Source organism: Amycolatopsis sp. La24 (assembly GCF_029087445.1).
GTDB classification, from domain to species: domain Bacteria; phylum Actinomycetota; class Actinomycetes; order Mycobacteriales; family Pseudonocardiaceae; genus Amycolatopsis; species Amycolatopsis nivea.
Map to the genome: position 1 here is coordinate 52,232 of NZ_JARACH010000028.1, position 26,457 is coordinate 78,688.

The following is a 26,457-nucleotide window of genomic DNA, read 5'->3' on the forward strand; positions in this document are numbered from 1 at the left end:
CCCGGAGTGATCCCTCCGTTACCTGCCGGGTGAACTCGTTGCTCCGGTGGGTCGAACATCACATCAGGTCCCCCTATTTCCCGCTCCCTGGACGGGTAATCGGAGTAACGTCGCTGGTAGGTGCACTGGGAAGGGGGCGAAGGTGGACACGACGGTCGCGCATGTTCTGGCCGATGTCACCGTGGCGGTGCACATCCTCGCCCTGCTCTTCATCGGCTTCGGCGGCTTCCTCGCGTGGCGGTGGCCGAAGGTCGTTTTCGTGCACATTTTCTTCGCGGTGTGGGGCGTGCTGGTCAATGTCACGCCGATTCCGTGCCCGCTCACCGCGCTGGAGGATTTCTTCCGGCATCAGCAGGGTCTCGGCGACCTGCCGGGCGGGTTCAACGCGTATTACCTCTACGGCACGGTGATCCCGCGCTCGCTGCTGCCAGTGGTGGTCGTGGTGGCCCTGGCGGTGCTGGTGATCTCGTACCTGGGTGCTTACCTGAGGTGGCGCCACCGCCACGACGACAGTCCGGCGCACGGCGTCAGCCTCGGCTGAGCGAGAATCGTCCTTCGTGACGACGGAACAACCCGAAGCAGGCCCCACCGAGTGGGTGAACCGCGAGGAGGTAGGCGTAGGCCCCTGGCCAGGCACCTGGCCGGACGACCCGCGCTACGACCCCGAACTCCTGGCCAACGGCGACCGCCGCAACGTGGTCGACGCCTACCGCTACTGGCGCCGCGAAGCAATCGTGTCCGATGTGGACACCCGACGGCACCCGTTCCACGTCGCGATCGAGAACTTCCAGCACGACCACAACATCGGTACGGTCGTCCGCACTGCGAACGCCTTCGCCGCCGCGGAAGTGCACATAGTGGGCCGCCGCCGCTGGAACCGCCGAGGCGCGATGGTGACGGACCGCTACCAGCACCTCCGCCACCACGAGAACGTCGCGACGCTGCTGGAATTCGCCACCGCGGAGGGTTTGACGGTGGTAGCGGTGGACAACACGCCCGGCGCCGAGCCGGTGGAAACCGCCGAACTGCCCCGGAAGTGCCTGCTGCTGTTCGGTCAGGAAGGCCCTGGTCTGTCCGAAGCCGCACAGACGGACTCGGCGAAAGTGGTCTCCATCGCCCAGTTCGGCACCACAAGGTCGATCAACGCGGGAGTTGCGGCCGGAATCGTGATGCACGCGTGGATCCGACAGCATGCGGACCTCTCCAAGGCTTGGTGACTCCCGGCGGGTTGCCACCGATGGGGTGCTTCGTGAGTGGCTGCGCCGGTTAGAACCGGCATAGCCGCTCACGAGAACCCAGGCCTAGCGCCGATCGCGCGGCTCAGACGGGAGTGTGCGTAGAGAGGCAAGTTCTCCGCAGCGCAGGCAGAATCAGGTCATGACCGCCGATCCAGCCGAGCCCGCCGATTCTGCTGCGCGTGGCGATGCGCCCGGCCCTGCCGCATCGCCCTCGGACGACTCTGCCGGTCGCACGCCGAATGCGGCTGCGGGCGCGGCGAATCCCGCTGAGCGTGCGGCACCGGCCGAGCGCACAGTCGACCAAGCCAATGACGCAATCGACCCGGCCGAGCGCACCGCGGCGGCGGTGGCTGAGGGTGCACCGGCCGAGCGTGCCGCAGCGAGCGAGCAACCCGCGGCAGCCGAGAGCCACGCCTCAGCCGAGCGTGCCGCAGCACTCGAACGCGCCGCCTCAGCCGAACAGGCGGTCTGCGCCCGACACCTCCGCCGCCTATGGGCTCTCCCGGGCACCGTCCTAGGTCGGAGTGGGTGGCCGCCCACCATTAGTCAGCGGTTGCACTGGCACTGGAACTACTGGTGGCAGGCCCATCTCCTCGACAGTCTCGTCGACGCGCAGCTCCGTCAGCCCACCGACGAACGCGCGCGGCTGATCGACCGCTTCATCGCGACGGTGCACCGGCGCAATTTCGGTTCCTGGGTAAACGACTACTACGACGACATAGCCTGGCTAGGGCTCGCGCTGCAGCGAGTGCGTCAACTCCAACTATCCACAGTGGACGAACCGATCGAGGCGATCAGCAAACGGCTGCACGAAGGCTGGACAGAAGACCTTGGCGGGGGAATTTGGTGGCGGCGCGGCGACTCCTTCAAGAATACCCCCGCGAACGGGCCTGCCGCTATCTTTCACGCTCGGACGGGTGATCAAGAACGCGCCGGTGCCATGACGCAATGGCTCACCGACACCCTCGTAGACCCGGAGACCGGCTTGGTCTGGGACGGGATCCGGGCGGACACCGGCGAAGTGGTCAAGCATATTTTCTCGTACTGCCAAGGGGTTTACCTCGGCGCATGCCTGGAGCAGTCCCGCTGGGAAGACGCGGCACGCACGATCCGTGCGGTGGAGAAACACCTGGCACCACAAGGGATTCTCCCGGGATCAGACGGAGGCGACGGCGGGCTCTTCTCGGCGATCGCCGCCCGTTACCTCGCGCTCGCGGCCAACAAGGCCAACAAACTGCCCAGGCCGGAAGCCGAAGCAGCGAAAAGGCTGGTCCAAAAATCAGCGGAAGCATGCTGGAACGGTGCGGCACAAGAGAAAACCGGACCGTTGTTCAGCGCGTACTGGGACAAGCCAGCCCCGAACCCGCCGGGCAAGGCGGAGCGGGATCTGTCTGTCCAAATTGGAGGGTGGATGCTGCTGGAGGCCGCGGCAACCCTGTGAAACTCAGCAGCCGCACGAAGCGCGGTGCAGGAACCGTGGCGCGAGGCGGACGGACTCCGGTCGGCGCTCCGGCTCGCGGCAGCGCGCCAGCAGCAACTGCACTGCCCGGCGGCCGATTTCCGAGATGGGTTGTGCCATCGTCGTCACGCCAGGGGAAACCGTGCGTGCCCAGTCCATGTCGCCGTATCCGACGACCGCCAGTTCCGATCCGATCCGGATGCCGCGGCGGTGTGCCTCCCATTGCACGCCGATCAGCATCGCCTCGCCAGCGACCACCAAGGCAGTCGGCGAGGGCCAGCCGTCCAGGAGTTTCGCGGCAGCTCGGGCCGCGCCGCCTGCGGTGGATTGGCCGGACGCCACCAGCTCCGGGTTGTAGCGCAGCCCGGCGCGGCCTAGGCCGAGGCGGTAACCGAGGGCGCGTTCTTCGCTGACGGTGGTGCCTTCGGTGCCGGTGATCAACGCGATCCGCCGGTGCCGTCGCGCGGCCAGGTGTTCGACCAGTGCGGACATGGCCTGGAAGTTCTCCGAACCGACCTGGTCGACGTCGTTGCGGCCGGCGATCCGGTCGACCAGGACCGTCGGCACACCAGTCCGCACGAGACCGTTCACGACCGCCTCGTCACCGGGCGCGGGCACCAGAAGGACGCCATCGATCCGGTCCGCCTGCAGCGCGCGCAGCACTTCGGCTTCCGCGCGCGGACAGTCGCTGGTGTCGGCCAGCAGCAGGTCGCAACCCGCCCGCGCGGCAGCGCCGCGGATGGCACGCAGCAGCTGGTCGTGGTACGGGCTGGCGTGCCTCCCCAATGCCACCCCGAACCGATGGGTGACCGGCAGGTCCCAGTGGGGGACCTCCGGCGCCAGAACGGTCATTTTTCATGGCCCTCGTCGTCGATACCTACCCAACAGTAGCCACTGTCGGGCCGCACCAGAGAGGGTCCGAGACGATCGGGTCCCGAGAATCACTGAGGTGAGTGAACGGCCGCGAGCCTGGTTACGCGGGGCAGTCACGACGCGCACCCGCACGAAGCTCGGTGCCGCAAGGTCGGCGGCAACCGCACAGTCTCGGCCGGTCGGCCGGGATCCGCCAGTCGAGCGAGCAGCAATTGCACCGCCCGGCGGCCGATTTCGTCGATCGGCTGGGCCATCGTCGTCAGCGGCGGGTCGACGAGGTCGGCCCATTCGACGTCGTCGTACACCACCACCGGCAGGTCCTGGCCGATCCGCAAACCCCGTCGCCGCGCCTCGTGCAGGACGCCGACCATCATGCTGTCGTTGGCCACCACCAGCGCGGTCGGCGGATCCGGCAGCGCCAGCAGCGTGCTCAACGCCAAGCCGCCGCCGTCGCGGGAGGACTGTCCGCACGCCACCAGGTCAGGCGACCAGCTCAATCCTGACCGGCCGAGGCCGAGCCGGTAGCCCAGCACGCGTTCGTCGCTCGTCGTCAGCCCGGGCGCGCCGGAGATCATCCCGATCCGGCGGTGGCCCAGCGACGCCAGATGCGCGGTCAGCGCCGACGTCGCCTGGATGTTCTCCGCGCCGACCTGGTCGATGTCGGTCCGGGTGGTGAGCCGGTCCATCAGCACGGTCGGCACGTCAAGCGACACCAGCTCGCCCAGCACCGACCCGTCGCCGGGTGCGGGCGTGATCAGCAGCCCGTCGACCCGGCGCGACCGCAGCGCGCGCACCACGTCCCGTTCGGTCCCCGCGGTGTCGTGCGTGTCCGCCAGCAGCACGGTGTATCCGTTTGCCGACGCCTCCCGCTCGATCGCGTGCATCAGCGCCGCGAAGTACGGGTTCGCGACCAGCGAGATCGCCATCCCGATCGACCGCGTACCCCCGGTGACCAGCGAGCGCGCGATCGCGTCGCCGGTGTACCCGGTGGTCTCGATCGCGCGCAGCACCGCGGCTTTCGTCTCCTCGGCCACCGCCCGCGTGCCGTTGACGACGTGCGAGACCGTCGTGATCGACACGCCCGCCATTTCGGCGATGTCGCGCTGGGTCGGGCGGGCGGAGCGGGGTCGCGGCATGTCTGTCCTTTATCGAGAGAGCGAAACCAGGAGCGTTGGCAAGCGTTTGCGCAAACGCTTGCGTCATGGCATGAGTCTGTCTACCTTCCCGTCCATCGGCAAGCTCGCACCTCGATTCGGAGGGCATCTCCATGAGACACCGGAGTCTCACCGCACTCGCCTTGGCGGCCGCTGTCGCGGTCTCCACCGCCGGGTGCACCGTCGAACGCCACTGGGGCGGCAGCTCCAAAACCGGCGGCAGCGGCAAGGCCAAGGTCGGCCTCGTCACGAAGACCGACACCAACCCGTACTTCGTCGAACTGCGCAGCGCCGCGGCCGCCGCGGCCAAGGCCAACGGCGCTGACTTCAGCGCGCTCGCCGGGCAGTTCGACGGCGACAACGACGGTCAGGTGCGCGCCATCGAGAACCTGATGCAGCAGGGCGTGAACACCATCCTGATCACGCCGAGCTCGTCCACCGGCGTGCTCAAGGCCATCAAGGACGCCCGCGACGCCGGCATCCTGGTGATCGCCCTCGACACCGCCACCGAACCGCCGGACGCGGTCGACGCCACCTTCGCCACCGACAACTTCGCGGCGGGCGAGCAGCAGGGCGCGTACGTCAAGGCGGCGCTGAAGGGCGCGGACCCGAAGCTCCTGATGGTCGACGGCACCGCGGGCAGTTCGGTCGACACCCAGCGGCACGGCGGGTTCCTTAAGGGCATCGGGCTCAAGGACGGCGCGCCGGAGATCAAGGGCCACACCAACGCCAACGGCGACCAGAGCCTCGCCCAGCAGGGCATGGAGAACCTCCTCCAGCGCACCACCGACCTCAACGCGGTGTACACGATGAACGAGCCGATGGGCCGCGGCGCGTACGCGGCTCTCAAAGCGCGCGGCCTCACCAACCAGCTCACCGTCGGTTCGATCGACGGCGGCTGCGAGGGCGTGCAGAACGTCAAGAACGGCCAGTTCGCCGTCACCGTGATGCAGTTCCCGCGGAAGATGGCCGAACAGGGCGTGCTCGCGGCGGTCGAGTACGCGAAGACCGGCAAGAAGCCGAGCGGGTTCGTCAACACCGGCTCGACCGCGATCACCGACCACCCGATGCCGGGGGTGCCGAGCAAGGACACCGCCTGGGGTCTGCAGAACTGCTGGGGAGGCGGGAAATGACGACCGCGACGGTCAACAACCGCGAGCGCGAGACGCTCGGCGAGTTCTTCCTGCGCGCCCCCGCGGTCGGTCCCGCGCTGGCGCTGGTCGTGGCGGTCCTGGTGTTTTCCTTTGCCACGGACACCTTTTTCGACCTGGACAATCTGTCCACAGTGGTCCAGCAGTCGCTGGTGGTCGGCACGCTCGCGCTCGGCCAGACGCTGATCATCCTGATCGCGGGCATCGACCTTTCCAACGCGTCGTCGATGGTCGTGGCGACGCTGGTGATGGCGAAACTGGCCGCGGTCACGAACGTTTTCTTCGCCCTGCTTGCCGGAGTCGCGCTGACCGTCGTGGTCGGCCTGTTCATCGGCACGCTGGCGACGCGGATCAAGCTGCCCGCCTTCATCATCACGCTCGGCACGTTCACCGGCCTGACCGCGGTGGCGAAGCTGATCGCGGGCGGCCAGGCGGTTCCGGTGTCCGACGGACTGCTCACCTGGCTCGGCACGAAGCGGTACCTCTTCGGCGGCATCCCGATCACCTACGGCATGACGCTCGCGCTGCTCATGTTTCTCGCCGTCTGGTACGCGCTCACGAAAACCGCGTGGGGCAAGCACGTTTACGCCGTCGGCAACGCGCCGGAGTCCGCGCGGCTGTCCGGGATCAAGGTCAACCGCACCGTGCTGTCGGTCTACCTCGTCGCCGGGCTGTGCTTCGGCATCGCCGCGTGGCAGGCGCTCGGCCGCACGCCGAACGCCGACCCGAACCAGTTCCAGCTCGGCAACCTCGACTCGATCACCGCGGTGGTGCTTGGCGGCACGAGCCTGTTCGGCGGACGCGGTTCGGTGCTGGGCACGCTGTTCGGCGCGCTGGTCGTCGCCGTGCTGCGTTCGGGGCTGACGCAGATGGGCGTGGACGGCAACTACCAGGACCTGGCGACCGGCGCGTTGCTGATCGCCGCGGTGGTCGTGGACCGGATCGCACGGAGGCAGCAGCAGTCATGACTTCCTCGAACGAGCAGCAGCCGACCCTTTCCGCGCGCGGCCTGGTGAAACGCTACGGCCGGGTCACCGCCATCGACGGCGCCGATTTCGATCTCTACCCCGGCGAAGTGCTCGCCGTCGTCGGCGACAACGGGGCCGGGAAGTCCAGTCTCATCAAGGCATTGTCCGGTGCGGTGGTGCCGGACGCCGGAGAGATCAAAGTGGACGGCAAGACGGTCCACTTCAAGTCCCCATTGGACGCGAGGCACTACGGAATCGAGACGGTGTACCAGGATCTGGCCGTCGCGCCGGCGCTGGACATCGCGTCGAACATGTTTCTGGGCCGGGAAAAGCGGCTGAAGGGACCGTTCGGCATCGGGTTGCGCAAGCTCGACAGCGCGACCATGCGCACCGAGGCGCAGCGGATCCTGGACGACCTCGGCATCAAGGTCAAATCCATTACCCAGCTGGTGGAAACGCTGTCCGGCGGGCAGCGGCAAGGCGTCGCGGTGGCGCGCGCGGCGGCGTTCGGCACCAAAGCGGTGATCATGGACGAGCCGACGGCCGCGCTGGGCGTCGCGGAATCCGCGAAGGTGCTGGAACTGATCGGCCGGATCCGCGACCGCGGCCTGCCGGTGGTGCTGATCAGCCACAACATGCCGCACGTCTTCGAAATCGCCGACCGCATCCACGTGCACCGGCTCGGCAAGCGCGTCGCCGTGGTGACGCCGAAGACGCACAGCATGAACCAGGTGGTCGGCCTGCTCACCGGTGCGTTGAAGCTCGACGACAACGGCGAGGTCGTCGAGGTCGCGTCCACCACGCACGCCGGGTTGACCTGACGTGCGAGTGCTGCTGGCGGGGTTGTGCACCGTCGATGTCGTACAGCGGGTCGCGGAATTCCCGGAGCCGAGCGAGAAAGTGCAGTCGCTGCAGGTGGATGTCGCGGCCGGTGGGCCGGCGACGAACGCCGCGGTGACCGTCGCGGCGCTCGGGGCCGAAGCGACTCTTGTGACGGCTCTCGGTGCGCACCCGCTGGCCGCGCTCGCCCGGGCTGACCTCGAAGCCTGCGGCGTCGATCTGGTCGACCTCGCTCCGGAACGTGCGCAGGCGCCGCCGGTCAGCGCGGTCGTGGTGCGGGACGGCGACGGCGAACGCACCGTCGTCTCCCGCAACGCCGCCTCCGACGAGCCACTGGAACTGCCTGACCTCACCCAGATTTTCGAGCGCGTGGACGCGGTCCTCGTCGACGGGCATCATCCCGAGCTAGCGCTTGCTGTCGCCGAGGAAGCCCGCGCCCGCGAAGTGCCGGTCGTCCTCGACGCGGGCAGCTGGAAACCGGTACTGGACCAGTTGCTGCCACTGGTCCACGTGGCAGCCTGTTCCGCGCGGTTCCGTGCTCCCGCACCGAGTTTGGCCGAACGCGGAGTGTCAGTGACGATCACGACGGCGGGCCCGGAGCCGGTCGCCTGGAGCACTACGGAAGACTCTGGGCAGGTCCCCGTGCCGCTCGTCGAAGCGCGGGACACCCTGGGGGCCGGAGACGTGTGGCACGGTGCGCTCGCGTACGCGGTCGCGACGCGGGAAGGCGCGGTCGCCGACTGGATCGGATACGCGAACGCGGTGGCAGCGGAACGGGTCCGGCATGTCGGTCCGCGTTCGTGGACGGGGCCGGTCGGGGAACTGGCGAAGAGCAGAGAAGAGGGAGTGCGATGACGGCGTTCGAGGATCTGCTGGCGCGGGCCGAGAAGCTGGCCAAACCGCGGGAACGGCACGTGCTCGGCATCATCGGCGCGCCCGCCTCCGGAAAAACCACGCTGGCCTGGGCGATCGCCAACGCGCTCGGCTCGCGGGCCGCGGTCGTCGGGATGGACGGCTTCCACCTGGCCCAGGTCGAACTGCAGCGGCTCGGCCGCACCGACCGCAAGGGCGCGCCGGACACCTTCGACGCGGCCGGCTACGTGCACCTGATCCGCCGGCTCGCCGAGGGCCGCGAGACGGTGTACGCGCCGGAGTTCCGCCGCGAGATCGAGGAGCCGATCGCCGGCGCCGTCCCGGTCGCTCCCGAGGTGCAGCTGGTCATCACCGAGGGCAACTACCTGCTGCTTCCGGACGACCCGTGGAGCGGCGTGCGGCAGTACCTCACCGAGGCGTGGTTCCTCGCGCCGGACGAGCCGGAGCGGATCGAGCGGCTGGTGTCCCGGCACCGGCGCTACGGCCGTTCGCTGGTCGAGGCCCGGCAGCGCGCGCTCGGCTCCGACCAGCGCAACGCGGACCTGATCGCGAACACCCGCGACCGCGCCGACCTGGTGCTCGAGAACCTGCCGCTGACGAATTTCGCCCTCTGAGCAGGGTGATGTTCGACGATCCGGCGACGACGGATCCCTACGCCGGCGCGGTCACCTGGGACCGGGCCGGCGAAGCCCGGATCGCCGTGCTGTACCCGCCGTATGTCCCGCTCGTGCGCACGCACCTGAACGGGCTGCGGACGCTGGTCGACCGCCGACTGTCCGAACCCGCTGGTCAGGGGCCGGATCCGAGGCTGGCGCTGCTGGTCGAGCGGATGCGCGAGACCACCAGCGAACCGCAGCTCGAACCGGAGGTGCTCAGCGAGGTCCGGACCCGGCTGGACTGGGCGTTGTCGGTGCTGCCGGAACACGGCGGTGTCCTCGAGCTGCACACCCCGATGCATCAGTGGTGGTGGGGACGCGCGTTGCTCGACGTGTGCACGGCCATCACCGCGCTGCTGGGAGCATGGCTGCGGGGTGAAGCGGTCGACGGGCAGCACTGTCCGGACGACGCGACGTGGTGGATGTGGATGGCGCAGATGCGGTGGCTCGACGCCCAGTTCGTGGAGCCGCTCAAGCCTCGTTCGTAAGGAGTGACCCGTGGGGGTTTTGGTCGTCACCGGCGGCAGCCGGGGCATCGGCGCGGCGATCTGCGAACTGGCCGCGACCCGTGGTTACGACGTGGTGGTCAACTTCTCCGGCGACCCGGCCCCGGCCGAGGAGGTCGCCGAACGGGTGCGGTCCCACGGAGCGCAAGCGCTTGCGCACCGCGCCGATGTGTCCGACGAACAGCAGGTCAGCGACCTTTTTTCGGCGGCGGCCGAACTGGGCCCGCTCGTCGGCTTGGTGAACAACGCGGGCGTCACCGGCAACACGCCCGGCAGGCTGGACGAGCAGAGCGTCGAGACCGTCCGCCGGGTGCTGGACATCAACGTCACCGGGGTTTTCCTGTGCTGCCGCGAGGCGGTGCGGCGGCTGTCGACGCGCTACGGCGGGTCCGGCGGAGCGATCGTGAACGTCTCGTCCACGGCGTCGCGGAACGGGTCGGCGGGCGAATGGGTGCACTACGCGGCGTCCAAAGCGGCGGTCAACACGCTCAGCCTCGGCCTCGCGCGAGAGGTCGCCGACGAGGGAATCCGGGTCAACGTCGTGTCTCCCGGCCTGGTGGAGACCGGATTGCACGCCGCCGCGGGAATGCCGGACCGGATCGAGCGACTCAGCTCGGTCATCCCGCTCGGACGCGCTGGCCAGCCGGAAGAGATCGCCGCGGCCGTGCTGTGGCTGTTGTCCCCGGAGGCGTCCTTCACCGTCGGCGCGGTGCTCGAGGTCGGCGGCGGCCGCTGATCCATCTCGGACAGTGAGACGCCCGGCGACGGGCAGATCACGATTGACCCCGGAACTCGGTGAACTCGCCCGTGGCGGTCGTACCGGTGTGCGAGTCTGGAACGAGGGGTTGAAAGGACGGCCGCGAAAGTCATGCCCAAGCTCACGTCTGTGCACCATCTGGCGCTCACCGTGACCGATGTGGACCGAAGTGTTCCCTGGTACGTCCGGGTGCTCGACCTCGAGGAAAGCCATCGGCGCGAAGACCCGGAAACCGGGGTGCGCAAAGTAGTTCTGCGTTCGGCGGGAGACGGATTCTCCGTGGTGCTTGTCCAGCATCCGGACACCGAACGGCCCGCGTTCGACGAAAGACGCACTGGTCTGGACCACGTCGCGTTCTCGGTGTCGTCCCGGGCCGAGGTCGCCGAATGGGAGGACCGCCTGCGCGAATACGGCGTTTCCTACCTGCCCGCGACGGAATCGCAGACCTTCGCGGGTTCCGCGGTGATCGTGTTCCGCGATCCGGACGGCATCCAGCTGGAAGTCTGGTCCGACCCGGCCTGAAAAATCAGGCGTGCGCGTCGTCGGGTTCGTCGACCGGACGCCGCATTTCCTGGCGGTAGCGCAGCACGCCGTACGCGGTGCCGAACACGAAGAACGCGATGCTCACCCACAGCGCCGCGGTCTTGACCCACGGGATGGCGTCGAGCAGACCCGCGCCGTAGTAGCCGAGCAGCACCAGCGTCGGCACCCACAGCAGCCCGCCGACGGTGGTGGCGAGCAGGAACCGCCGCGAATCCATCCGCGCGGCGCCCGCGATGAGCGGGGCCAGCGTGCGGATCCACGGGATCCACCGTGCCGCGACGATCGCGAAGAAACCCTTGCGGTCCAGGAAAGCTTGCGCGCGTTCGAGGTTGTGCCGGTTGAGCATCCGCCCGCCGCGCCGGGCGATCAGCGTGGTGCCCGCGCCGCGGCCGATGTAGTAGCCGATCTGGTTGCCGACCACGGCGGTGAGCAACGCGGCCGCGGACAGCAGCCACGCGTTGAGGTCCGAGCCGTGCTGGGCGAGCACCACGCCCGCGCCGAACAGCAGCGAATCGCCGGGCAGGAACAGCCCGATGATGAGCGCGCATTCGATGAGCACGAACGACAGCACGATGACCCAGACGAGCACCGGGCCGGCGGTGTCCAGCCAGCTCAGGCCGATTCCCGCGGCGTGCGCGGGCTGGGCGGCGTCGAGGTTCACGCGAAGAGCCTACGTGGCTGGGACCGGCTGCAGTACGCAACCATCGAATCCTCCGCATTCGGTGACTTTGGGTATTCCTGGGGTAACCAGACTGTTCACCCTTTTCGCCCAGGACAACGAACAGGCCGCCCGGGACAGTTCCCGGGCGGCCTGTCGCGATTTTCTCTAGAACTGCGGCAGGGACTCGCCCTGCACCGCCTCGATGTCCAGCTCCACCTTGACGGTCGTGCCGATCGCGGCCACGCCCGCCCGCACCATCGCGCTGTAGTTGATCGCGAAATCGTTGCGGTGCAATTGCGTTTCGGCGTGGAACGCGGCACGCACGCCGCCCCACGGGTCCGGGCCGTGCCCGGTGTAGCGCAGGTCGAGCGTGACGTCGCGGCGTTCGCCGTGCAGCGTCAGCACGCCGCGCAACGCCCAGTTGTCCGTGCCGAGCTGGGAAAGCCCGGTGCTTTCGAACGTGATGAGCGGATACGCGTCGACGTCGAGGAATTCGGCCGAACGCAGGTGGTCGTCGCGCATCTTGATGCCGCTTTCGATGCTGCCCGCCTTGATCTCGGCGCGCACGCTCGAGCGCTCGACCGGCCGGGCGACCTCGATCCGCCCCGCCACGTCCGGGAACCGCACCTTGATGCTCGCGATGCCCATGTGCCGCGCGGTGGCGACCACCGACGAGTGCATCGGGTCGATCGTCCACGGACCCTCCGGCGGCAGCTCGACCGCGCCGGAAACCGGCACGAGCGCGATGTCGCCGAGCAGCCCGGCCCCGTCGGAGCCGATCTGCACGGTGCGGGCCAGCGGCGTGTACCCCGGCGCGGTGATCACGGCGGTGTAGACGCCCGGGGGCAGCGGGTCGGTGACCACTGCCCCCTTCGCGTCCGTGACCTGCCGCGCGATCTGGCGACCGTTGAGGTCGGTGACCGTGAGCACCGCGTTCTCGACCGGCCAGCCGCCGTTCGAGCGCAGCTGTGCGCGCAGGCCCCCGCTCATGACCGGTCGACCAGCTCGTCGAGCGCCTGGTCGTAGCTCAGCCGCACGTCGTGCTGCGCCTCGCCGTCGTTCAGCGTCACCTGGCTGGTGGCGGGCGGGTATCCGCTCGCCACGACCGTGTAGGACCCGATCGGCAGGTCGCTGACCACGTAGCGGCCCTCGCTGTCGGTGCGGGCCACCGCCGCGACGTTGCCGTTCGCGTCGAGCACGGTGATCCGCGCGTCCGGCACGATCCGGTCGCCCTCGGTGCGCGCGACGCCCTGGAGCAGCACCGCGCCGGCGAGTTCGACGTCGTGGCGCAGCACGCCGCTGTCCGGCACCGTCAGCGTGACCGCGACCGGGCGGTAGTGCGGGCCGCTCGCGACCAGCGTGTACTGCCCGGCGCCGACGCCGCTGAAGGTGTAGACGCCGTCCTCGGCGGTGATGAACGCGCCGTTGACCTCGCCGCGCGAGTCGGTCAGCGTGACCGTCGCGTTCGCCAGCGGGGTCGCGGTGCCGATCGAACGGACCACGCCGGTCAGCTCGCCGGAACCGGTGAGCGTGACGTCCAGGTTCGCCGGGTGCCCGCCGACCACCACGCTGGAGGCCTGCGGCTGGTGCCCGGGAGCGGACACGATCAGCACGTACGTTCCCGGACCCTGGGTCGGGATCGAGTAGCTGCCGTCGCCGTTGCCGGTCGCCCGCGCCACCTGACGGCCCTGCTGGTCGATCAGGGTCAGCGCGGCCGCGCTCACGTGGCTGCCGTCCTGGCGGCGCACGTGGCCGGTGACCGGGACGCCGCCCGAGCCGGTGGCCGTGCCGAATTCCGCGTCGGCCACCGAGTTGGTGATCGGCATCGGACGGGCGTCAGCCACCGCCTGCGCGTCGCCGTGGCCGTTGGTCAGGGCGTGCCTGCCGCCGGCTCCGACGAGCACCGGCTCCTTCGGGGCCTCCTCGAACAGCGAACCCGCCGTCTTCAGCTCAGCGGTTTCTTCCTGGGCCGGGACCGGTTCGTCCAGGTCTTCCAGCAGCGCTTCGCCGCCTTCGACCGCGGCCGCCGCCGGGTTCATGCCCGCCAGCGGGATCTCCTTCATGAACAGCAGCACCAGCGTGGCCAGCAGCGCGACGCCGCCGGCGACCCAGAACACCGTGGTGATGGACTCGGTGAAGCCGATCAGGATCGGCGTGCGCACCGCTTCCGGCAGCGTCTGGATGACGCTCGTGTTGCTCGACAGGTCGCCGAGGTTGGCGCCCCCGCCCGGAGGCAGGTGGCCGCCGAACGCCTTGGTGATGTTGCCCGGCAGCACGTTGAACAGAATCGTCAGGAACACCGCGACCCCCGCGGTACCGCCGATCTGCCGGAAGAACGTCGCCGACGCGGTCGACACGCCCATGTCCTTGCGCGGGCCCGCGTTCTGCACCGCGATGATCAGCGTCTGCATGCACTGGCCGAGGCCGAGGCCGATGATCAGCGCGGCGACCAGCGGGTGCCAGATCGGGGTGTCGTACTTGACCATAGCGAAGAAGAACGCGCCCGCCGCGATCAGGATCGTGCCGACGACCGGGAAGATCTTGTAGCGCCCGGTCTTCGAGGTGATCTTGCCCGAGATGATCGAGCTGGACATGATGCCGACCATCAGCGGCAGCATCAGCAGACCCGATTCGGTCGGCGTGTAGCCCTGCACGACCTGCAGGTACTGCGGGATCATCGTGATCGCGCCGAACATCGCCACGCCGACGATCACGCCGCCGATGATGGCCACGGTGAAGGTCGAGTTCTTGAACAGCCGCAACGGGATCAGCGCGGCGTCCTTCATCAGCTTCTCGACGACGATGAACAACACGATGCCGACGCCGCCGATGATGTACATCCAGATCGACTTCTGGTCGCCCCAGCCCCACTTCTGGCCCTGTTCGGCGACGATCAGGAACGGCACCACGGCGATGACCATGGTCAGCGCGCCCCACCAGTCGATCTTGTGGTCGTGGCGGTTGTGCGGGACGTTCAGCACCTTCGCGACGACGAACAGCGCGACGATGCCGATCGGCACGTTGATCAGGAAGACCCAGCGCCAGCCGTGCAGGCCGCCGAGAGTGTCGAAGCCGGCGAAGAAGCCGCCGAGCACCGGGCCGAGCACGGTCGAAGTACCGAACACGGCGAGGAAGTAGCCCTGGTAACGAGCGCGTTCCCGCGGCGGGACCACGTCGCCGATGATCGTCATGGCCAGCGACATCAGACCGCCGGCGCCGAGACCCTGCACCGCGCGGAACGCGGCCAGTTCGTACATCGAGGTCGAGAACGACGCGGCGGCCGAACCGGCGACGAAGATCGCGATCGCGGCGAGGTAGAACGGCTTGCGGCCGTAGATGTCGGAAAGCTTGCCGTAGATCGGCGTCGCGATCGTCGACGTGATCAGGTACGCCGTGGTCGCCCACGCCTGCAGGTCGAAGCCGTGCAGGTCGTTGGCGATCCGGACGATCGAGGTGCCCACGATCGTCTGGTCGAGCGCGGCGAGGAACATGCCGCACATCAGGCCGCTGATGATCGTGACGATTTGGCGGTGAGTCAGCCGCGGACCGCCCTCGCTGTCTTCAGCGGGCGCTCCCCCTCGCGACTGAGGTTGTTTTTCAACAGTGGACGTCATGCGTTCGAGGCCCCCTTGGCCTGTGCCGTCGCCGCGGTGTCGGACAGCGACGGATTGTTCTTTTCGATACCTGTGTTGAGCCGCGCGAGAAGCTCGTTGAGCGTCTCGCGCTCCTCCTGGCTCCAATCGCCGAGTACGTCGGCGAGCCACCGGGCGCGGTGCTTGCGGTTTTCGTCGAAGACGCGGAGGCCTTCGGCGGTCGGGGCGAGCAAGCAGGCGCGGCCGTCCTCGGGGTCGGCCTGCCGTTCGACGAGTCCGTGCTGCACGAGCGAGCTGGACTGCCTGCTGATCGTGGAGATCTCGGAGTGCAGGAACTCGGCCAGCTTGCTGGTGCGTTGCGGGCCTTCGTGGACGAGGCAGAAGAGGATCGCGTACGCGGCCCTCTCGATCCCGTCCGGCCCGTGTTTGGCGACCTGGGACTTCGCCTTGGTGATCAAGCGCATGAACCGGACCAGCTCGTGCCCGAGCTGGTCGGCAAGGTCGAGGTCGGCCTCTGGCCTGACGGCGGAGTTCTGAGGTGCCATGTGGGTCTTCCTTGGGGTGGAGCAAACCATTGGTTGGCGACTGCAACTAGTTGCCTTAAGCAAGAGTGTGCCCGTACGGCGTATTTCGCAAGCGGCCGGCCCATGGTTGTGTCACAAGACACTTTAGTTGCCGCATGCAAGCAGATTTCAACCGGAGGGGTATCGTCCGGTTTCTCCCGGTATGCGGACGCCGCTGGTCACTAGGGGTTTGAGGGCGGGAACAGATCCTTCGCGCCCGGGTTTCATAGGGGTATGACTGACGACACAGCGCTCTACGACCTCATCGCGGCGGGCAAGCACGGCGTCCTGGCGACCCTGAAACGAGACGGCCGCCCGCAGCTGTCGACGGTGTCGCATTACTTCGACCGCGACGCCCGCCAGCTGCAGGTGTCGATCACGGACACGCGCGCGAAGACGAAGAACATGCGCCGGGATCCGCGGGTGAGCTACCACGTGGCGTCGTCGAACGGCTGGTCATACGCGGTGGCGGAGGGGCGGGCGGTGCTGTCCCCGGTCGCTTCGGCTCCGGACGACGAGGCGGTGGAGGCGTTGATCGCGCTGTACCGCAAGGTGGCGGGCGAGCATCCGGACTGGGACGAGTACCGAGCGGCGATGGTGGCGGATCGGCGGCTGGTGCTGACGGTGGAGATCGAGCGGGTTTACGGGCTGGCTCGCTGAGTTGGTCGTCCATGAGCGGAGCCTGAGGGAGTTCTCCTCGCGGACTGAAGTCAGGGGCGTCGGTGCCTGGCGATCCCCGCGGCTCAGCCCTTCCGCCGTTCCGCCTGGACCGGTGCCCCGGCCTCGATCCGGTCCGCGATGTCCTCGATCTGCTCCAGCAGGCTGTCGGTCACCTCTTCGCCCAGCGCCGCGCGCATGTAGAGGCCCTCGCCGACCAGCATCACCAGCTCCGCCGTCACCGGGTCCTCGACGTGCTCCAGCATCAGCTCGCGGGTGCGCTCGGTGCAGCGCCGCGACACCTCCGCCGCGATCGGGTCGTTGAGGACCAGGCGGAGCGCGGCCATCGTCGTGCGGTGCAGCGCGAGGTCGCGCGTGACGTCGGTGATCGACGAGCGCAGGTAGTGCCGCACCACGCCTTCCGGGGCGCTCCGGGCGCGTTCGAGGTCCTCGTCGGTGAGCCGCTCGAGGCGTTCGAGCAGGCCGTCGCGCAGGGCGTCCTTCGAACCGAAGTGGTAGAGCAGCCCGCCCTTGGACACCCCGGCGTGCGCCGCGACGGCGTCGAGCGTGATCTCGGCGGGGCCGCGGTCGGCGAGGATGACCTCGTACGAACCGAGGATGCGTTCTCGTGCTGAAGGTTTAGCCATCACCTTGACTATACCGTCCAGACGGTTTACCTTCTACCTCAGGAACGAAACTGTACCGTCTGGACGGTATAAGGAAGGAAGAGTGCGCCATGGTGCGGCGCGGAGGCCAGTGGTGGGCTTTGGCGGTTCTGGTGCTGCCGGTCCTGTTGATCAGCGTGGACACGACAGTCCTGGGGTTCGCCCTGCCCTATCTCAGCGAGGATCTCGCGCCCACGGGTGCGGAGCAGCTGTGGATCGTCGACGTCTACTCGTTCGTCCTGGCCGGATTGCTGGTTTTCATGGGCACGCTGGGCGACCGGATCGGCAGGCGGCGGCTGCTGCTCATCGGCGGTGCGGCGTTCGGCGCGGCCTCGGTGCTGGCGGCGTTCGCCACGTCGCCGCTGATGCTGATCGTCGCGCGGGCGCTGCTGGGCGTCGGCGGTGCGACGCTGATGCCGTCCACGCTGTCGCTGATCCGCAGCATCTTCACCGAGGACCGCACGCGGCGCACCGCGGTCGCGATCTGGAGCGCGGCGTTCTCCGGCGGGATGGCGGTCGGCCCGGTCGTCGGCGGCTGGCTGCTCGAGCACTTCTGGTGGGGTTCGGTCTTCCTGATCAACGTGCCGGTGATGGTGCTGCTGCTCGTCGCGGGCCCGTTGCTGCTGCCGGAGTTCCGCGATCCGAACCCGGGCCGCTTCGACCCGTGGTCGGCGCTGCTGTCGCTCGGCACGATGCTGCCGGTCGTCTACGGCGTGAAGATCGCCGCGACGGAAGGGATCAGCTGGTCGGCCGGTGCCGCGATGGTGCTCGGACTCGCGCTGGGCGCGGCGTTCGTGCGCCGTCAGCGGCGGCTTGACCAGCCGATGCTGGACCTCGGCCTGTTCGCCAACCGCAAGTTCGCCGGATCGGTGATCACGAACCTGCTGGGCGTGTTCGCCCTGGTCGGGCTGCTGTTCCTGCTGCCGCAGTACCTGCAGCTGGTGCTCGGCCTGAAGCCGCTGGCCGCGGCACTGTGGATGCTGCCCGCCACGGTCGCCGGCGTCGTCGGCGCCCTGGCAGCCGCCTGGCTCGCCCGCCGAGTCCGGGTGCCGGTCCTGGTCAGCCTGGGCCTGCTCCTCGGCGCGGCCGGCTTCCTGGTCCTGACCACCATCGGAGCCGACGCCGGACTGGCCGCGGTCGTAGTGGCGTTCGTCCTGGTCGGCGGCGGGGTGGCCCTCTCGGAAACCCTGACGAACGACCTCGTGATCTCCGCCGCCCCGGTCAACCGCGCCGGCACCGCGTCGGCGATCTCGGAAACAGGCTACGAACTGGGCGGCGCCCTCGGCACCGCCCTGCTGGGCAGCCTCGCCACGGCGGTCTACCAGTCCGGCCTGCCCGCCACCGCCCCCGCCGCAGCCCACGACACCCTCGGCGGCGCGGTAGCCACCGCACACTCCCTGCCCGCCACCGAGGGAGCGGAGCTGCTGACCACCGCCCGCGAATCCTTCGTGACGGCACTGCACACGAGTGCGTGGGTGGGTGCCGCGATCCTCGTGTACACGGCACTGCAGGCGTACTTCCTGCTGGGCCGTCGGCGAAACCGCCCGCAGGACACCAAGCGGGAGGAGCCCGCGATGTGCGCATGATTCGGTGCCCGTCAGGGAGGCGAACACCACCCGCCTGCCTGACCGGCAGCGGAGTTCCGGTTGCGGGATAAGGGAAACGCTTCAGGTCGGACGCCTCTTCGCCAACACGGCCACCGCCCCGCGGAAGAGTCGTGAGGGCCTTCAGAACAAGCGGATTCCTTGGCACTGCTCGGATCCCGCCGGTTCGGTTCGACGAGTCGCTTGCGGCTCGAAGCTCCCGTTGGCGAGGGCGGCAGTCGTTTGTCCGGCGCAGATCCGTTCTGTGCCAAGGCGTGCGGGAGCCGTCTGTCCGGGCCAGCGAAGTGCTTGCTGCGCAAGGTTCTTCCGGATGCTCCACTGGGTCGGCGTCCGTCCCCGCGGTCGTGCTCCGAGCCCTCGGGATGGCCGCGTTCGACGTCGCCTCTCCGGCGCGGACCCATCCAGCGCCAGTGCGCGCGGGAGTGGGCAGGCACCGTCCGTGCAGCCCAGCGAAGCACTCGTCGAAGCTTCTTCCAGCGCTGCCACCAAAACTCCACCGATTCGGCGACCGGGCTCCCAAGCAAGAGCCGCCGGAAACGTGCCGTCACCCCAGCGAAGCGCTCGCTGCCCGCAACTCCTCCAACGCCGCGACCAAAAACTCCGCCGGATCAGCATCCCCGCGATCGCTCTCCGACCACGCGAAATACCCCCGCTTAAAAGCCAACACCCCCAACTCGCTAGCTAGCGCGGCAGTCGCCTCGGGTAGGCCTCGGGCGGTCAGGGCGGCAGTCATCGCCGCGGCTAGGCCGACGCTCTTCAGCGCGTCCCGTTCCTGGAGTTCCGTGCTGGCCGCGACCGCAGCCTTCAACCGAGGGGCGAGTTCCCGGTTCATCGGGCCCATGGCCGTCGCGGCGCGGCGCAGGCCTTCCGCTACTGCTTCCAGGGGGCTGGCGTCGGCGGGGGCGTCGGCGATTCCCTCCGCGAGCAGCTTGCTCAGCGTTTCCTGTCCGGCCACCAACAACTCCCGTTTGTCCGGGAAATGCCGGAAGAACGTGCTCTTCGTGACGCCGGCGCGCCCAGCGATCTGCGCGACCGTCGTGGCGTCGTAGCCCTGTTCGGCGAACAGGTCGACGGCCGCTACGACCAGCCGTTCGCGTGCTCCGGGTTCCCATCGGGCCATGGCGCCATCCTATGTGACGAGACCTTTGTCCCATCACGCTGGTAGCGTCTGACGGGACAAGAGTCCCATCACTCTGAGGGAGAAATCCATGCGCGTGTTCGTCACCGGAGCGACCGGGTTGGTCGGCTCCGCGGTCGTCGCCGAGCTGCTGGGCGGCGGCCATTCCGTCGTCGCGCTCGCTCGGTCCGACGACTCTGCCGCGGCGGCTGAGAAGGCGGGTGCCGAGCCGGTGCGGGGTGCGCTGGCTGATCTGGACGTCATCCGCGAGGCTGCGGCCAAAGCCGACGGGGTGATTCACCTCGCCTTCGCCAATGCGTTCAACAGCGCCGAAGCCCTCGCGCACGCGGTTGCCGAGGAAACGGCGGCGCTTAAGGCGCAGGCTGAGGTGCTCGTCGGAAGCGACCGGCCGTTCGTCACGGTTTCCGGGACGCCGTATGTGCCAGGGCGCGCGTCGACCGAGTCCGATCCGCTGTCGACTGACGGGCCCGTCGGCGGGAGGGGGCGCACGGTCACCGAGGTGCTGGGGTTCGCGGATCGTGGGGTCCGGACGTCCGCGATCCGGCTGCCGCGCACCGTGCACAACGACGGGAAGGGCGGGTTCGCCGGTCTGTTGACCACCATCGCCCGGCAAACGGGAGTGTCCGGTTATCCGGGCGACGGCACGCAGCGGTGGCCTGCGGTGCACGCGCTCGACGCGGCGGTTCTTTTCCGGCTCGCGTTGGAGAAGGCTGAACCGGGAACGGCCTGGCACGCGGTCGCCGACGAAGGGGTTGCGGTCGCTGGCATCGCGGAAGTGATCGGACGGCGGCTGGGGCTTCCGGTCGAATCGGTGCCAGAGGAAACGTACGGCACGCTCGGTCCGCTGTTCGCGATCGATCAGCCAGCGTCCAGCACGCACACTCGGCAAGCGCTTGGCTGGGTTCCGACGCATCCCGGGCTGCTGGCGGACCTGGAGAACATCCGGAGCTGATTTGCGGTTCCGGCAAAGAACCTTGTCGTTCAGCGCGGTCAGCGGAATCGTGAACGGCGGAGGTGGCAACGAAAATGGTTCCGTCCGGGGAGACCGCGCAGTTCTGGGAAGACCTCTACCGCAGCCGTGAGCAGGTGTTCAGCGGCGAGCCCAACGGGGTGCTCGTCACCGAGGTCGAGGGGCTGCCGCCGGGGCAGGCGTTGGACGTCGGGTGCGGCGAGGGGGCTGATGCGCGGTGGCTGGCCGCGCGCGGATGGCAGGTGACGGCGCTCGACATCTCGCGCACCGCGTTGCAGCGGGCGGCCGCGGCTAACGCCGGGATCGCTTGGGTGTGTTCGGATCTGGCCGCGAGTCCGGTTCCGGCGAGGGCGTTCGACCTGGTCAGCGTCCAGTATTTCCCGCTTCGCCACGACGACGGGGTGCTGCGGAAACTGCTCGACGCCGTCGCGCCCGGCGGGACTTTCCTTTTCGCCAGTCACGATCCGCGCGACCTGTCGCCGGAGCACGCCGGTTACTGCCAGCCGGACGACATCGCGCGGGCTCTCGGGGACGAGTGGACCGTCCTCGTCAACGAGAGCCGGCCGCGGGTAAAACCGGCTCCGCCGGGCACCGCGCACACCCGTGACACCGTGCTCCGCGCGCAGCGGACCAGCTAATATCGGAATTAATATTCCGCACTGCGGAGATCCCGGTTTACCATGCGGAGATGAGCAACGACGCCCTCCTCCAGCGGCTTCGGGACGACCTCGGCCCGGCCGCGGTGCTCACCGACGCTGACGTCACCGACGCCTACGCGCGCGACATGATGCCGCTCGCTCCCTCGGGAAAACCGTTGGCGGTAGTGCTTCCGGCGGATACCGCGGGAGTGCAGGCGACGGTCCGTGCCTGTGCCGAAGCGAGAGTCCCCATCGTGCCGCGCGGGGCGGGCAGCGGGCTTTCCGGCGCAGCCAACGCCATCGACGGCTGTGTCGTGCTTTCGCTGGTGAAACTGAACGAGATCGTCGAGGTCGACGCGGGCAACCGGCTCGCCGTCGTGCAGCCGGGCGTCGTCAACCTCGACTTCCGGTCCGCTGTCGAGAAGCACGGCCTGTTCTATCCGCCTGACCCGTCCAGCTACGACTGGTGCACCATCGGCGGCAACCTCTCCACCAACGCCGGCGGCCTGTGCTGCGTGAAATACGGCGTGACCACCGATTCGGTGCTCGGCCTCGAGGTGGTGCTCGCGGACGGATCGCTGCTGAAAACCGGCCGCCGCACGGTCAAGGGCGTCGCGGGTTACGACCTCACCAAGCTGTTCATCGGCAGCGAAGGCACGCTCGGCGTCATCACCCAGGCGACCGTCTCGCTGCGGCCGCTTCCGCAGGCCCCGGCCACTTTTGTCGCCGGGTTCAACACCACCGAGGCGGCCGGCGAGGCGGTCGCGCGGGCGGTGCGCGAGGGGCTGGTGCCGTCGCTGCTGGAGATTATGGACGCGGCGTCGATCAAGGCGTCCGAGACCTACCTCAACACCGACCTCGGCGCGGGTTCGGACTGTCAGGCCCTGCTGCTCGGCCAGTCCGACGCGGGCGGCGAGGCGGCGCGCCGCGAACTGGCGCTGCTCGAGCAGATCTGCACCGACTGCGGCGCGGACCTGGTCTACGCCACGGACGACCTCGAAGAGGGCAAGATGCTGCTGCAGGCCCGCCGCGTCGTGCTGACCGCGCTGGAGACCTACGGCGTCTGGCTCACCGACGACGTCAGCGTGCCCCGCACCCGGATCGCCGAGCTGATCCGCGGCTGCGAACGGATCAGCGAAAAAGTCGGGCTCAAGATCGCCGTCGTCGGCCACGCCGGGGACGGGAACATGCACCCGACCATCGTGTACGCGCCCGATTCCGAGGACGAATTCGCGCGCGCCCAGCAGGCGTTCGACGAGATCCTCGAAGTCGGCCTGTCGCTCGGCGGCACGGTGACCGGCGAACACGGCGTCGGCAAGATCAAGCGCGAATGGCTTGCCCGCGAAATCGGCCCGGTCGGGATCCGCGTGCACCGGCAGATCAAGCAGGCTCTCGACCCGGAGAACCTCTTCAACCCGGGCTCGATGTTCTCGATGGCCGACTGAACCCCGAAACAGCGAAGCGGCGTCCGGGAAAGTCCGGACGCCGCTTCGTCGTAAAACCAGGAATCAGTCGCGCACGCGCGGGATCTGCTGCGTGACGTCGGCCGAACCGTCGGCCGGGCGGGCCTTCTTCTCGCGGCGGCTCTTCAGGTACTCGATGGCGATCGGCACCACCGACACCAGCACGATGAGGACGAAGATCGCGTCGACGTTGTCCCGGATGAAGCCGATGTTGCCCAGCAGCGACCCCAGCACGGTGATGCCCGCGGCCCACAGGATGCCGCCGATGACCGTGTACGTGAAGTAGCGCTTCGGGTCCATCCGGCCGATGCCGGCGATCCAGGTGATGAACGTCCGCACGAACGGCACGAACCGGGCCAGCACGACGGCCTTCGGACCGTGCTTCTCCAGGAAGGCGTGCGTCTTGTCGACGTACTCCTGCTTGAAGAACTTCGAGTCCGGCCTGCTGAACAGCTTCGGCCCGACGAAGTAGCCGAGGTAGTACCCGACGACGTTGCCCAGCAGCGCGGCGACCGTGACCAGCACGCACACCAGCCACAGCGGAGCCTTCAGCGTGCCGTTCGCGATGAACAGGCCCGCGGTGAAGAGCAGCGAGTCGCCGGGAAGGACCGGGAAGATGCTGCTCTCGATGAAGATGATCAAGCACAGCACGGCGATCACGGGGGCCGTCAGCCCGTTCAGCAGATACTGCGGGTCCAGCCACGACGGCAGCAGGGACATGGTGGTCACTGTGTTCTGGGCGAGAATCACACCGAAAACGGTACAGGGTGACTCAGGGTGGCCTCATCGGGCAAGGAATCGCAGGTCATCGGTGTGGGATCGGGGTTAAGAACTCGGCCCGGGAGTGCCCTGCGGCAGTGGCCGTCCGGGCAAACCGCGCGCGGCGGGGCTCAGATCAGCGTCAGCAGGCCGATGACGGACCCGGCGGCGAGGCCGAGCAGCACCGCCAGCAGCAGGACCCAGTGCGCGGGCAGCGGGCCGTTCTGCGCCGCCTGGGCGGGGCGGCGGACGGTCGCGTCGGCGGACCCGACCGGCGGGATCGAGCCGGTGGTGCCGGGCGAGGTGTCGGCCGCGTCGAGGGCGGCGCGTTCGCGGGCGAGCGAGTCGGCACCCGCGCCGGACAGCAGGCCGTAGTTGGGCGGCAGTTCGGTGGTGGGGCCGGTCTGCGACGGCGCGCCGGTCTGGGCCGAGGTGCCGAACGAACCGGTGCCGGACGCTGGAGCGGCACCGAACGAACCGGTTCCGGCAGTACCGGGGCCGGAGATGCCGGGACCGCCTGCCGCGCTGAACGAGCCCGTGCCGGAAGCACCGGGCTGGACCGAGCCGGTGCCCGAAGCTTCCGGACCGGCCTGGTCTTCCGCTGGATTCGGCAGGACGTGCGGAGCGAAGACGGCTTGTGCACGCAGCGCGTCGGCCAGTAACCGTTCCGGGTCTTTCGGCTCGCTCATCCGCTCCGTCCGCCTGTCGAAGTGCTAGCTCGTCACGTACTCAAGGTAGCCCGGCCCGCCTCGGCCACCCATTCGCCCCGGTGCAGTACCCGGGACGGGCGCAGGTCGTCGTCCAGGATCACGGCGTCCGCGGCGAGGCCGGGGCGCAGTGCGCCGGTGCGGTCGGCGATGCCGAGCAGTTCGGCCGGTCGCGCCGACGTCGCCCGGACGGCGTCCAGTACGTCGAGTTTCGCACCCTTCACCAGGTTGCGGAAGGCGTTGTCCATGGTCAGCGTGCTTCCGGCGAGCGAACCGTTGTCCAGGGTGGCGACGCCGTCGTGGACGTCGACCTCCAGCCTGCCCAGCGTGTAGCGGCCGTCGGCGGCGTCGGTGGCCGACATGGCGTCGGTGATCAGCACCGTCCGGCCGCGGCCCGCGTGCTGCGCGGCCAGCCGCACGACCGTCGGGTGCAGGTGGACCAGGTCGCAGATCAGCTCGACCGTCACGCGCTCGTCGTCGAGCAGCACGCCGACCGGGCCCGGCTCGCGGTGGTGCAGCGGGCGCATGCCGTTGAACAGGTGGGTGGCGACCGTCGCGCCGGCGTCGATGGCCGGAACCAGCTGGTCGGCGACCCCGTCGGTGTGGCCGATCGCGGCGATCACGCCGGATTCGGCGAGCTGCCGGACCGCCTTGACGCCGCCGTGCAGCTCGGGCGCGAGCGTGACCATCCGGATGGCGCCGTGCCCGGCGCGCAGCAGCTTCTCGACGGTCCCGGTGTCCGGTTCACGCAGAGTGTCCGGATCGTGGGCGCCGCAGCGGGCGCGCGAGATGAACGGGCCCTCCAGGTGGATGCCCGCGAGGTCGCCCTCCTGCACGAGTTCGCGCAGCGCGGCGATCTGTTCGGTGAGCAGGTCGATCGGGTCGGAGACCAGGCTCGCGAGCATGGTGGTGGTGCCGTGCCGCCGGTGCGCGCGGACCGCGGTGCGGATCTCGTCCGGGTCGAGCGTCGAGAACGACGCGCCGCCGCCGCCGTGGCAATGGGTGTCCACGAAACCGGGCACGACCAGCGCCCCGGCGACGTCGACCGTGGCGGCGTCCGGGCTGCTCGGGGGTGTTCCGGTGCCTACCGCGGCGATCTGTCCGCCGGACACGGCGAGCCAGCCGTCGTCGAGTACGCGGTCCGGGGCCACGACGCGGCCGCCCGTGATGACGAAGTCTCCGGGGTGCTTCACGCGGTCCAGCATATATTGGTCTGGACCAAGGAGGGTCGACCAGCGCGAGATTGGTCCGCCCAGGTCACTGAGGCGGCTGCATTGCCTTCTGCAACGCTTCCAGCGCCCGGCTGGCGGTTGACTTCACGGTGCCCTTCGAAATGCCCGCGGCTTCCGAAATCTCCGCTTCGCTCAGCCCGCCGTAGTAGCGCAGCACGAGCACCTCGCGCTGGCGCGGCGGAAGCTTCGACAGGGCGTTGACCACGGCCTGGTGCTCGCTGGAGAGCATCGCGAGGCTTTCCGCGGACCGGGCGTTCACCGCGTGCGGGGGCACGTACTCGCGGGCGGTCTTGCGCCGGCGCAGCACACTGCGCGATCCGTTGACCACCGCGGTGCGCAGGTAGCCTACGGCCGCGGCGGCGTCGCGCAGCCTGCCCCAGTTGCGGTGCAGGCCGGTGAACGCCTCCTGCACGACGTCCTCGGCCGTGGCCGGCTCGTCGACCAGCAGGATGGCCAGCCGGACCAGCCGCATCCGGTGCTGCCGGTAGAGGTCTTCCAGGTTCAACGGGGCGGTCGGCGGCTGCGCCGGGACCGGCCCGTCCATGGTCCGCAGGTGGCCGAGGGTCGCCTCGACGCTGCGTTCCGCGTTCCCCTCCAGCATGTATCCCCGCCTGTCCTCGACGTGTCCGCTCCGCAGGCCCCAACGCGTGCGCGATAGGCACAGCGTGCACACAGGTTCCGCCCGCGCCTAGCCTATCGGGTTGGCCTCCCGCTGCCACCGCTCGCATGGTGCGTCCGCCCGGCTGTCACCGGTAGCGTCTGCGGCGTCACTGTCGTGCTCACCCCAGG

The 26,457-nt window shown here is 69.1% G+C and carries 27 protein-coding genes and 1 pseudogene; 16 read left to right on the plus strand and 12 right to left on the minus strand.

The window, feature by feature from the left end:
• Positions 1-142: 142 nt before the first annotated feature.
• From PUT80_RS25125 to PUT80_RS25135, 3 genes and pseudogenes are all read left to right on the plus strand, one after another.
• The gene (locus PUT80_RS25125) at positions 143-541 is read left to right on the plus strand and encodes a DUF2784 domain-containing protein (RefSeq protein WP_037808862.1); all 399 of its coding nucleotides are present in this window, start codon (positions 143-145) and stop codon (positions 539-541) included.
• Between the two features lie 16 nt (positions 542-557).
• Positions 558-1,217 carry an RNA methyltransferase gene (locus PUT80_RS25130; protein ID WP_037808860.1) on the plus strand — a complete coding sequence of 220 codons (660 nt, stop codon included), beginning with the start codon at positions 558-560 and terminating at the stop codon, positions 1,215-1,217.
• A gap of 460 nt (positions 1,218-1,677) precedes the next feature.
• A pseudogene (locus PUT80_RS25135) lies at positions 1,678-2,679 on the plus strand (glycoside hydrolase family 76 protein); the annotation flags it as partial.
• 3 nt (positions 2,680-2,682) lie between these two features.
• On the opposite strand, the gene PUT80_RS25140 reads toward PUT80_RS25135, so the two are convergent.
• Complete coding sequence (locus PUT80_RS25140; protein WP_037808857.1) at positions 2,683-3,549, minus strand: substrate-binding domain-containing protein; 867 nt, start codon at positions 3,547-3,549, stop codon at positions 2,683-2,685.
• 134 nt (positions 3,550-3,683) lie between these two features.
• Positions 3,684-4,706 carry a LacI family DNA-binding transcriptional regulator gene (locus PUT80_RS25145; RefSeq protein ID WP_037808855.1) on the minus strand — a complete coding sequence of 341 codons (1,023 nt, stop codon included), beginning with the start codon at positions 4,704-4,706 and terminating at the stop codon, positions 3,684-3,686.
• 131 nt (positions 4,707-4,837) lie between these two features.
• Between PUT80_RS25145 and PUT80_RS25150 the strand changes: the two genes are divergently transcribed.
• The 8 genes from PUT80_RS25150 (at position 4,838) to PUT80_RS25185 (ending at position 10,997) form a co-directional block, all read left to right on the plus strand.
• Entirely contained in the window at positions 4,838-5,857 is a 1,020-nt protein-coding gene (locus tag PUT80_RS25150; RefSeq protein WP_037808854.1) for a substrate-binding domain-containing protein, read from the plus strand.
• Positions 5,854-6,843, plus strand: a complete 990-nt coding sequence (locus PUT80_RS25155) for an ABC transporter permease (protein WP_009084957.1) — start codon at positions 5,854-5,856, stop codon at positions 6,841-6,843. Before PUT80_RS25150 ends, PUT80_RS25155 begins: the two co-directional genes overlap by 4 nt.
• Positions 6,840-7,664, plus strand: a complete 825-nt coding sequence (locus PUT80_RS25160; RefSeq protein ID WP_037808853.1) for an ATP-binding cassette domain-containing protein — start codon at positions 6,840-6,842, stop codon at positions 7,662-7,664. The genes PUT80_RS25155 and PUT80_RS25160 overlap by 4 nt, the downstream gene beginning before the upstream one ends.
• A 7-nt stretch (positions 7,665-7,671) precedes the next feature.
• Complete coding sequence (locus PUT80_RS25165) at positions 7,672-8,538, plus strand: PfkB family carbohydrate kinase (protein ID WP_134727762.1); 867 nt, start codon at positions 7,672-7,674, stop codon at positions 8,536-8,538.
• Complete coding sequence (locus tag PUT80_RS25170) at positions 8,535-9,170, plus strand: nucleoside/nucleotide kinase family protein (protein WP_009084950.1); 636 nt, start codon at positions 8,535-8,537, stop codon at positions 9,168-9,170. Before PUT80_RS25165 ends, PUT80_RS25170 begins: the two co-directional genes overlap by 4 nt.
• Before the next feature lie 8 nt (positions 9,171-9,178).
• On the plus strand, positions 9,179-9,700 hold the full coding sequence (locus PUT80_RS25175) for a hypothetical protein (protein ID WP_037808850.1): 522 nt from the start codon (positions 9,179-9,181) through the stop codon (positions 9,698-9,700).
• Positions 9,701-9,710: 10 nt separating this feature from the next.
• Positions 9,711-10,454, plus strand: coding sequence for an SDR family oxidoreductase (locus tag PUT80_RS25180; protein ID WP_275293692.1), 744 nt, complete (start codon positions 9,711-9,713; stop codon positions 10,452-10,454).
• A 132-nt stretch (positions 10,455-10,586) separates the two neighbouring features.
• A complete protein-coding gene (locus PUT80_RS25185; protein ID WP_043834805.1) occupies positions 10,587-10,997 on the plus strand; it encodes a VOC family protein in 411 nt (136 codons plus the stop codon).
• A gap of 4 nt (positions 10,998-11,001) precedes the next feature.
• Here PUT80_RS25185 and PUT80_RS25190 read toward each other — a convergent pair whose 3' ends face one another.
• From PUT80_RS25190 to PUT80_RS25205, 4 genes are all read right to left on the minus strand, one after another.
• On the minus strand, positions 11,002-11,679 hold the full coding sequence (locus tag PUT80_RS25190) for a DedA family protein (protein ID WP_037808846.1): 678 nt from the start codon (positions 11,677-11,679) through the stop codon (positions 11,002-11,004).
• A gap of 165 nt (positions 11,680-11,844) precedes the next feature.
• On the minus strand, positions 11,845-12,669 hold the full coding sequence (locus PUT80_RS25195; RefSeq protein WP_275293693.1) for a YceI family protein: 825 nt from the start codon (positions 12,667-12,669) through the stop codon (positions 11,845-11,847).
• Positions 12,666-15,293: an MFS transporter gene (locus PUT80_RS25200; protein WP_275293694.1), complete on the minus strand. Its 2,628-nt coding sequence runs from the start codon at positions 15,291-15,293 to the stop codon at positions 12,666-12,668. Before PUT80_RS25200 ends, PUT80_RS25195 begins: the two co-directional genes overlap by 4 nt.
• Positions 15,290-15,817 carry a MarR family transcriptional regulator gene (locus PUT80_RS25205; RefSeq protein WP_037808841.1) on the minus strand — a complete coding sequence of 176 codons (528 nt, stop codon included), beginning with the start codon at positions 15,815-15,817 and terminating at the stop codon, positions 15,290-15,292. The genes PUT80_RS25200 and PUT80_RS25205 overlap by 4 nt, the downstream gene beginning before the upstream one ends.
• Positions 15,818-16,069: 252 nt before the next feature.
• Between PUT80_RS25205 and PUT80_RS25210 the strand changes: the two genes are divergently transcribed.
• Positions 16,070-16,495, plus strand: coding sequence for a PPOX class F420-dependent oxidoreductase (locus PUT80_RS25210; RefSeq protein WP_134664355.1), 426 nt, complete (start codon positions 16,070-16,072; stop codon positions 16,493-16,495).
• A gap of 83 nt (positions 16,496-16,578) precedes the next feature.
• Here PUT80_RS25210 and PUT80_RS25215 read toward each other — a convergent pair whose 3' ends face one another.
• Positions 16,579-17,139 (minus strand): TetR/AcrR family transcriptional regulator, encoded by a 561-nt coding sequence (locus tag PUT80_RS25215; RefSeq protein ID WP_275293695.1) that lies wholly within the window; start codon positions 17,137-17,139, stop codon positions 16,579-16,581.
• Positions 17,140-17,228: 89 nt separating this feature from the next.
• Between PUT80_RS25215 and PUT80_RS25220 the strand changes: the two genes are divergently transcribed.
• Positions 17,229-18,743: an MFS transporter gene (locus PUT80_RS25220; RefSeq protein WP_275293696.1), complete on the plus strand. Its 1,515-nt coding sequence runs from the start codon at positions 17,229-17,231 to the stop codon at positions 18,741-18,743.
• A 562-nt stretch (positions 18,744-19,305) separates the two neighbouring features.
• Here PUT80_RS25220 and PUT80_RS25225 read toward each other — a convergent pair.
• Positions 19,306-19,881 (minus strand): TetR/AcrR family transcriptional regulator, encoded by a 576-nt coding sequence (locus PUT80_RS25225; protein WP_275293697.1) that lies wholly within the window; start codon positions 19,879-19,881, stop codon positions 19,306-19,308.
• An 88-nt stretch (positions 19,882-19,969) separates the two neighbouring features.
• Here PUT80_RS25225 and PUT80_RS25230 point away from each other — a divergent pair, with 88 nt between their 5' ends.
• The 3 genes from PUT80_RS25230 to PUT80_RS25240 all read left to right on the plus strand — a co-directional run bounded on the left by PUT80_RS25230 (position 19,970) and on the right by PUT80_RS25240 (position 22,952).
• Entirely contained in the window at positions 19,970-20,851 is an 882-nt protein-coding gene (locus tag PUT80_RS25230) for an SDR family oxidoreductase (protein ID WP_275293698.1), read from the plus strand.
• A 74-nt stretch (positions 20,852-20,925) separates the two neighbouring features.
• Positions 20,926-21,507, plus strand: coding sequence for a class I SAM-dependent methyltransferase (locus tag PUT80_RS25235; RefSeq protein ID WP_275293699.1), 582 nt, complete (start codon positions 20,926-20,928; stop codon positions 21,505-21,507).
• A gap of 50 nt (positions 21,508-21,557) precedes the next feature.
• A complete protein-coding gene (locus tag PUT80_RS25240) occupies positions 21,558-22,952 on the plus strand; it encodes an FAD-linked oxidase C-terminal domain-containing protein (RefSeq protein ID WP_275293700.1) in 1,395 nt (464 codons plus the stop codon).
• Positions 22,953-23,015: 63 nt separating this feature from the next.
• Here the strand turns inward: PUT80_RS25240 and PUT80_RS25245 are convergent, their stop codons facing one another.
• From PUT80_RS25245 to PUT80_RS25260, 4 genes are all read right to left on the minus strand, one after another.
• On the minus strand, positions 23,016-23,720 hold the full coding sequence (locus tag PUT80_RS25245) for a VTT domain-containing protein (RefSeq protein WP_275293701.1): 705 nt from the start codon (positions 23,718-23,720) through the stop codon (positions 23,016-23,018).
• A gap of 140 nt (positions 23,721-23,860) precedes the next feature.
• Complete coding sequence (locus PUT80_RS25250; RefSeq protein ID WP_275293702.1) at positions 23,861-24,418, minus strand: hypothetical protein; 558 nt, start codon at positions 24,416-24,418, stop codon at positions 23,861-23,863.
• A 32-nt stretch (positions 24,419-24,450) separates the two neighbouring features.
• Positions 24,451-25,641 carry an N-acetylglucosamine-6-phosphate deacetylase gene (gene nagA, locus PUT80_RS25255; RefSeq protein ID WP_043834785.1) on the minus strand — a complete coding sequence of 397 codons (1,191 nt, stop codon included), beginning with the start codon at positions 25,639-25,641 and terminating at the stop codon, positions 24,451-24,453.
• Positions 25,642-25,693: 52 nt separating this feature from the next.
• A complete protein-coding gene (locus PUT80_RS25260; protein WP_051172562.1) occupies positions 25,694-26,269 on the minus strand; it encodes a SigE family RNA polymerase sigma factor in 576 nt (191 codons plus the stop codon).
• Between the last annotated feature and the right edge of the window lie 188 nt (positions 26,270-26,457).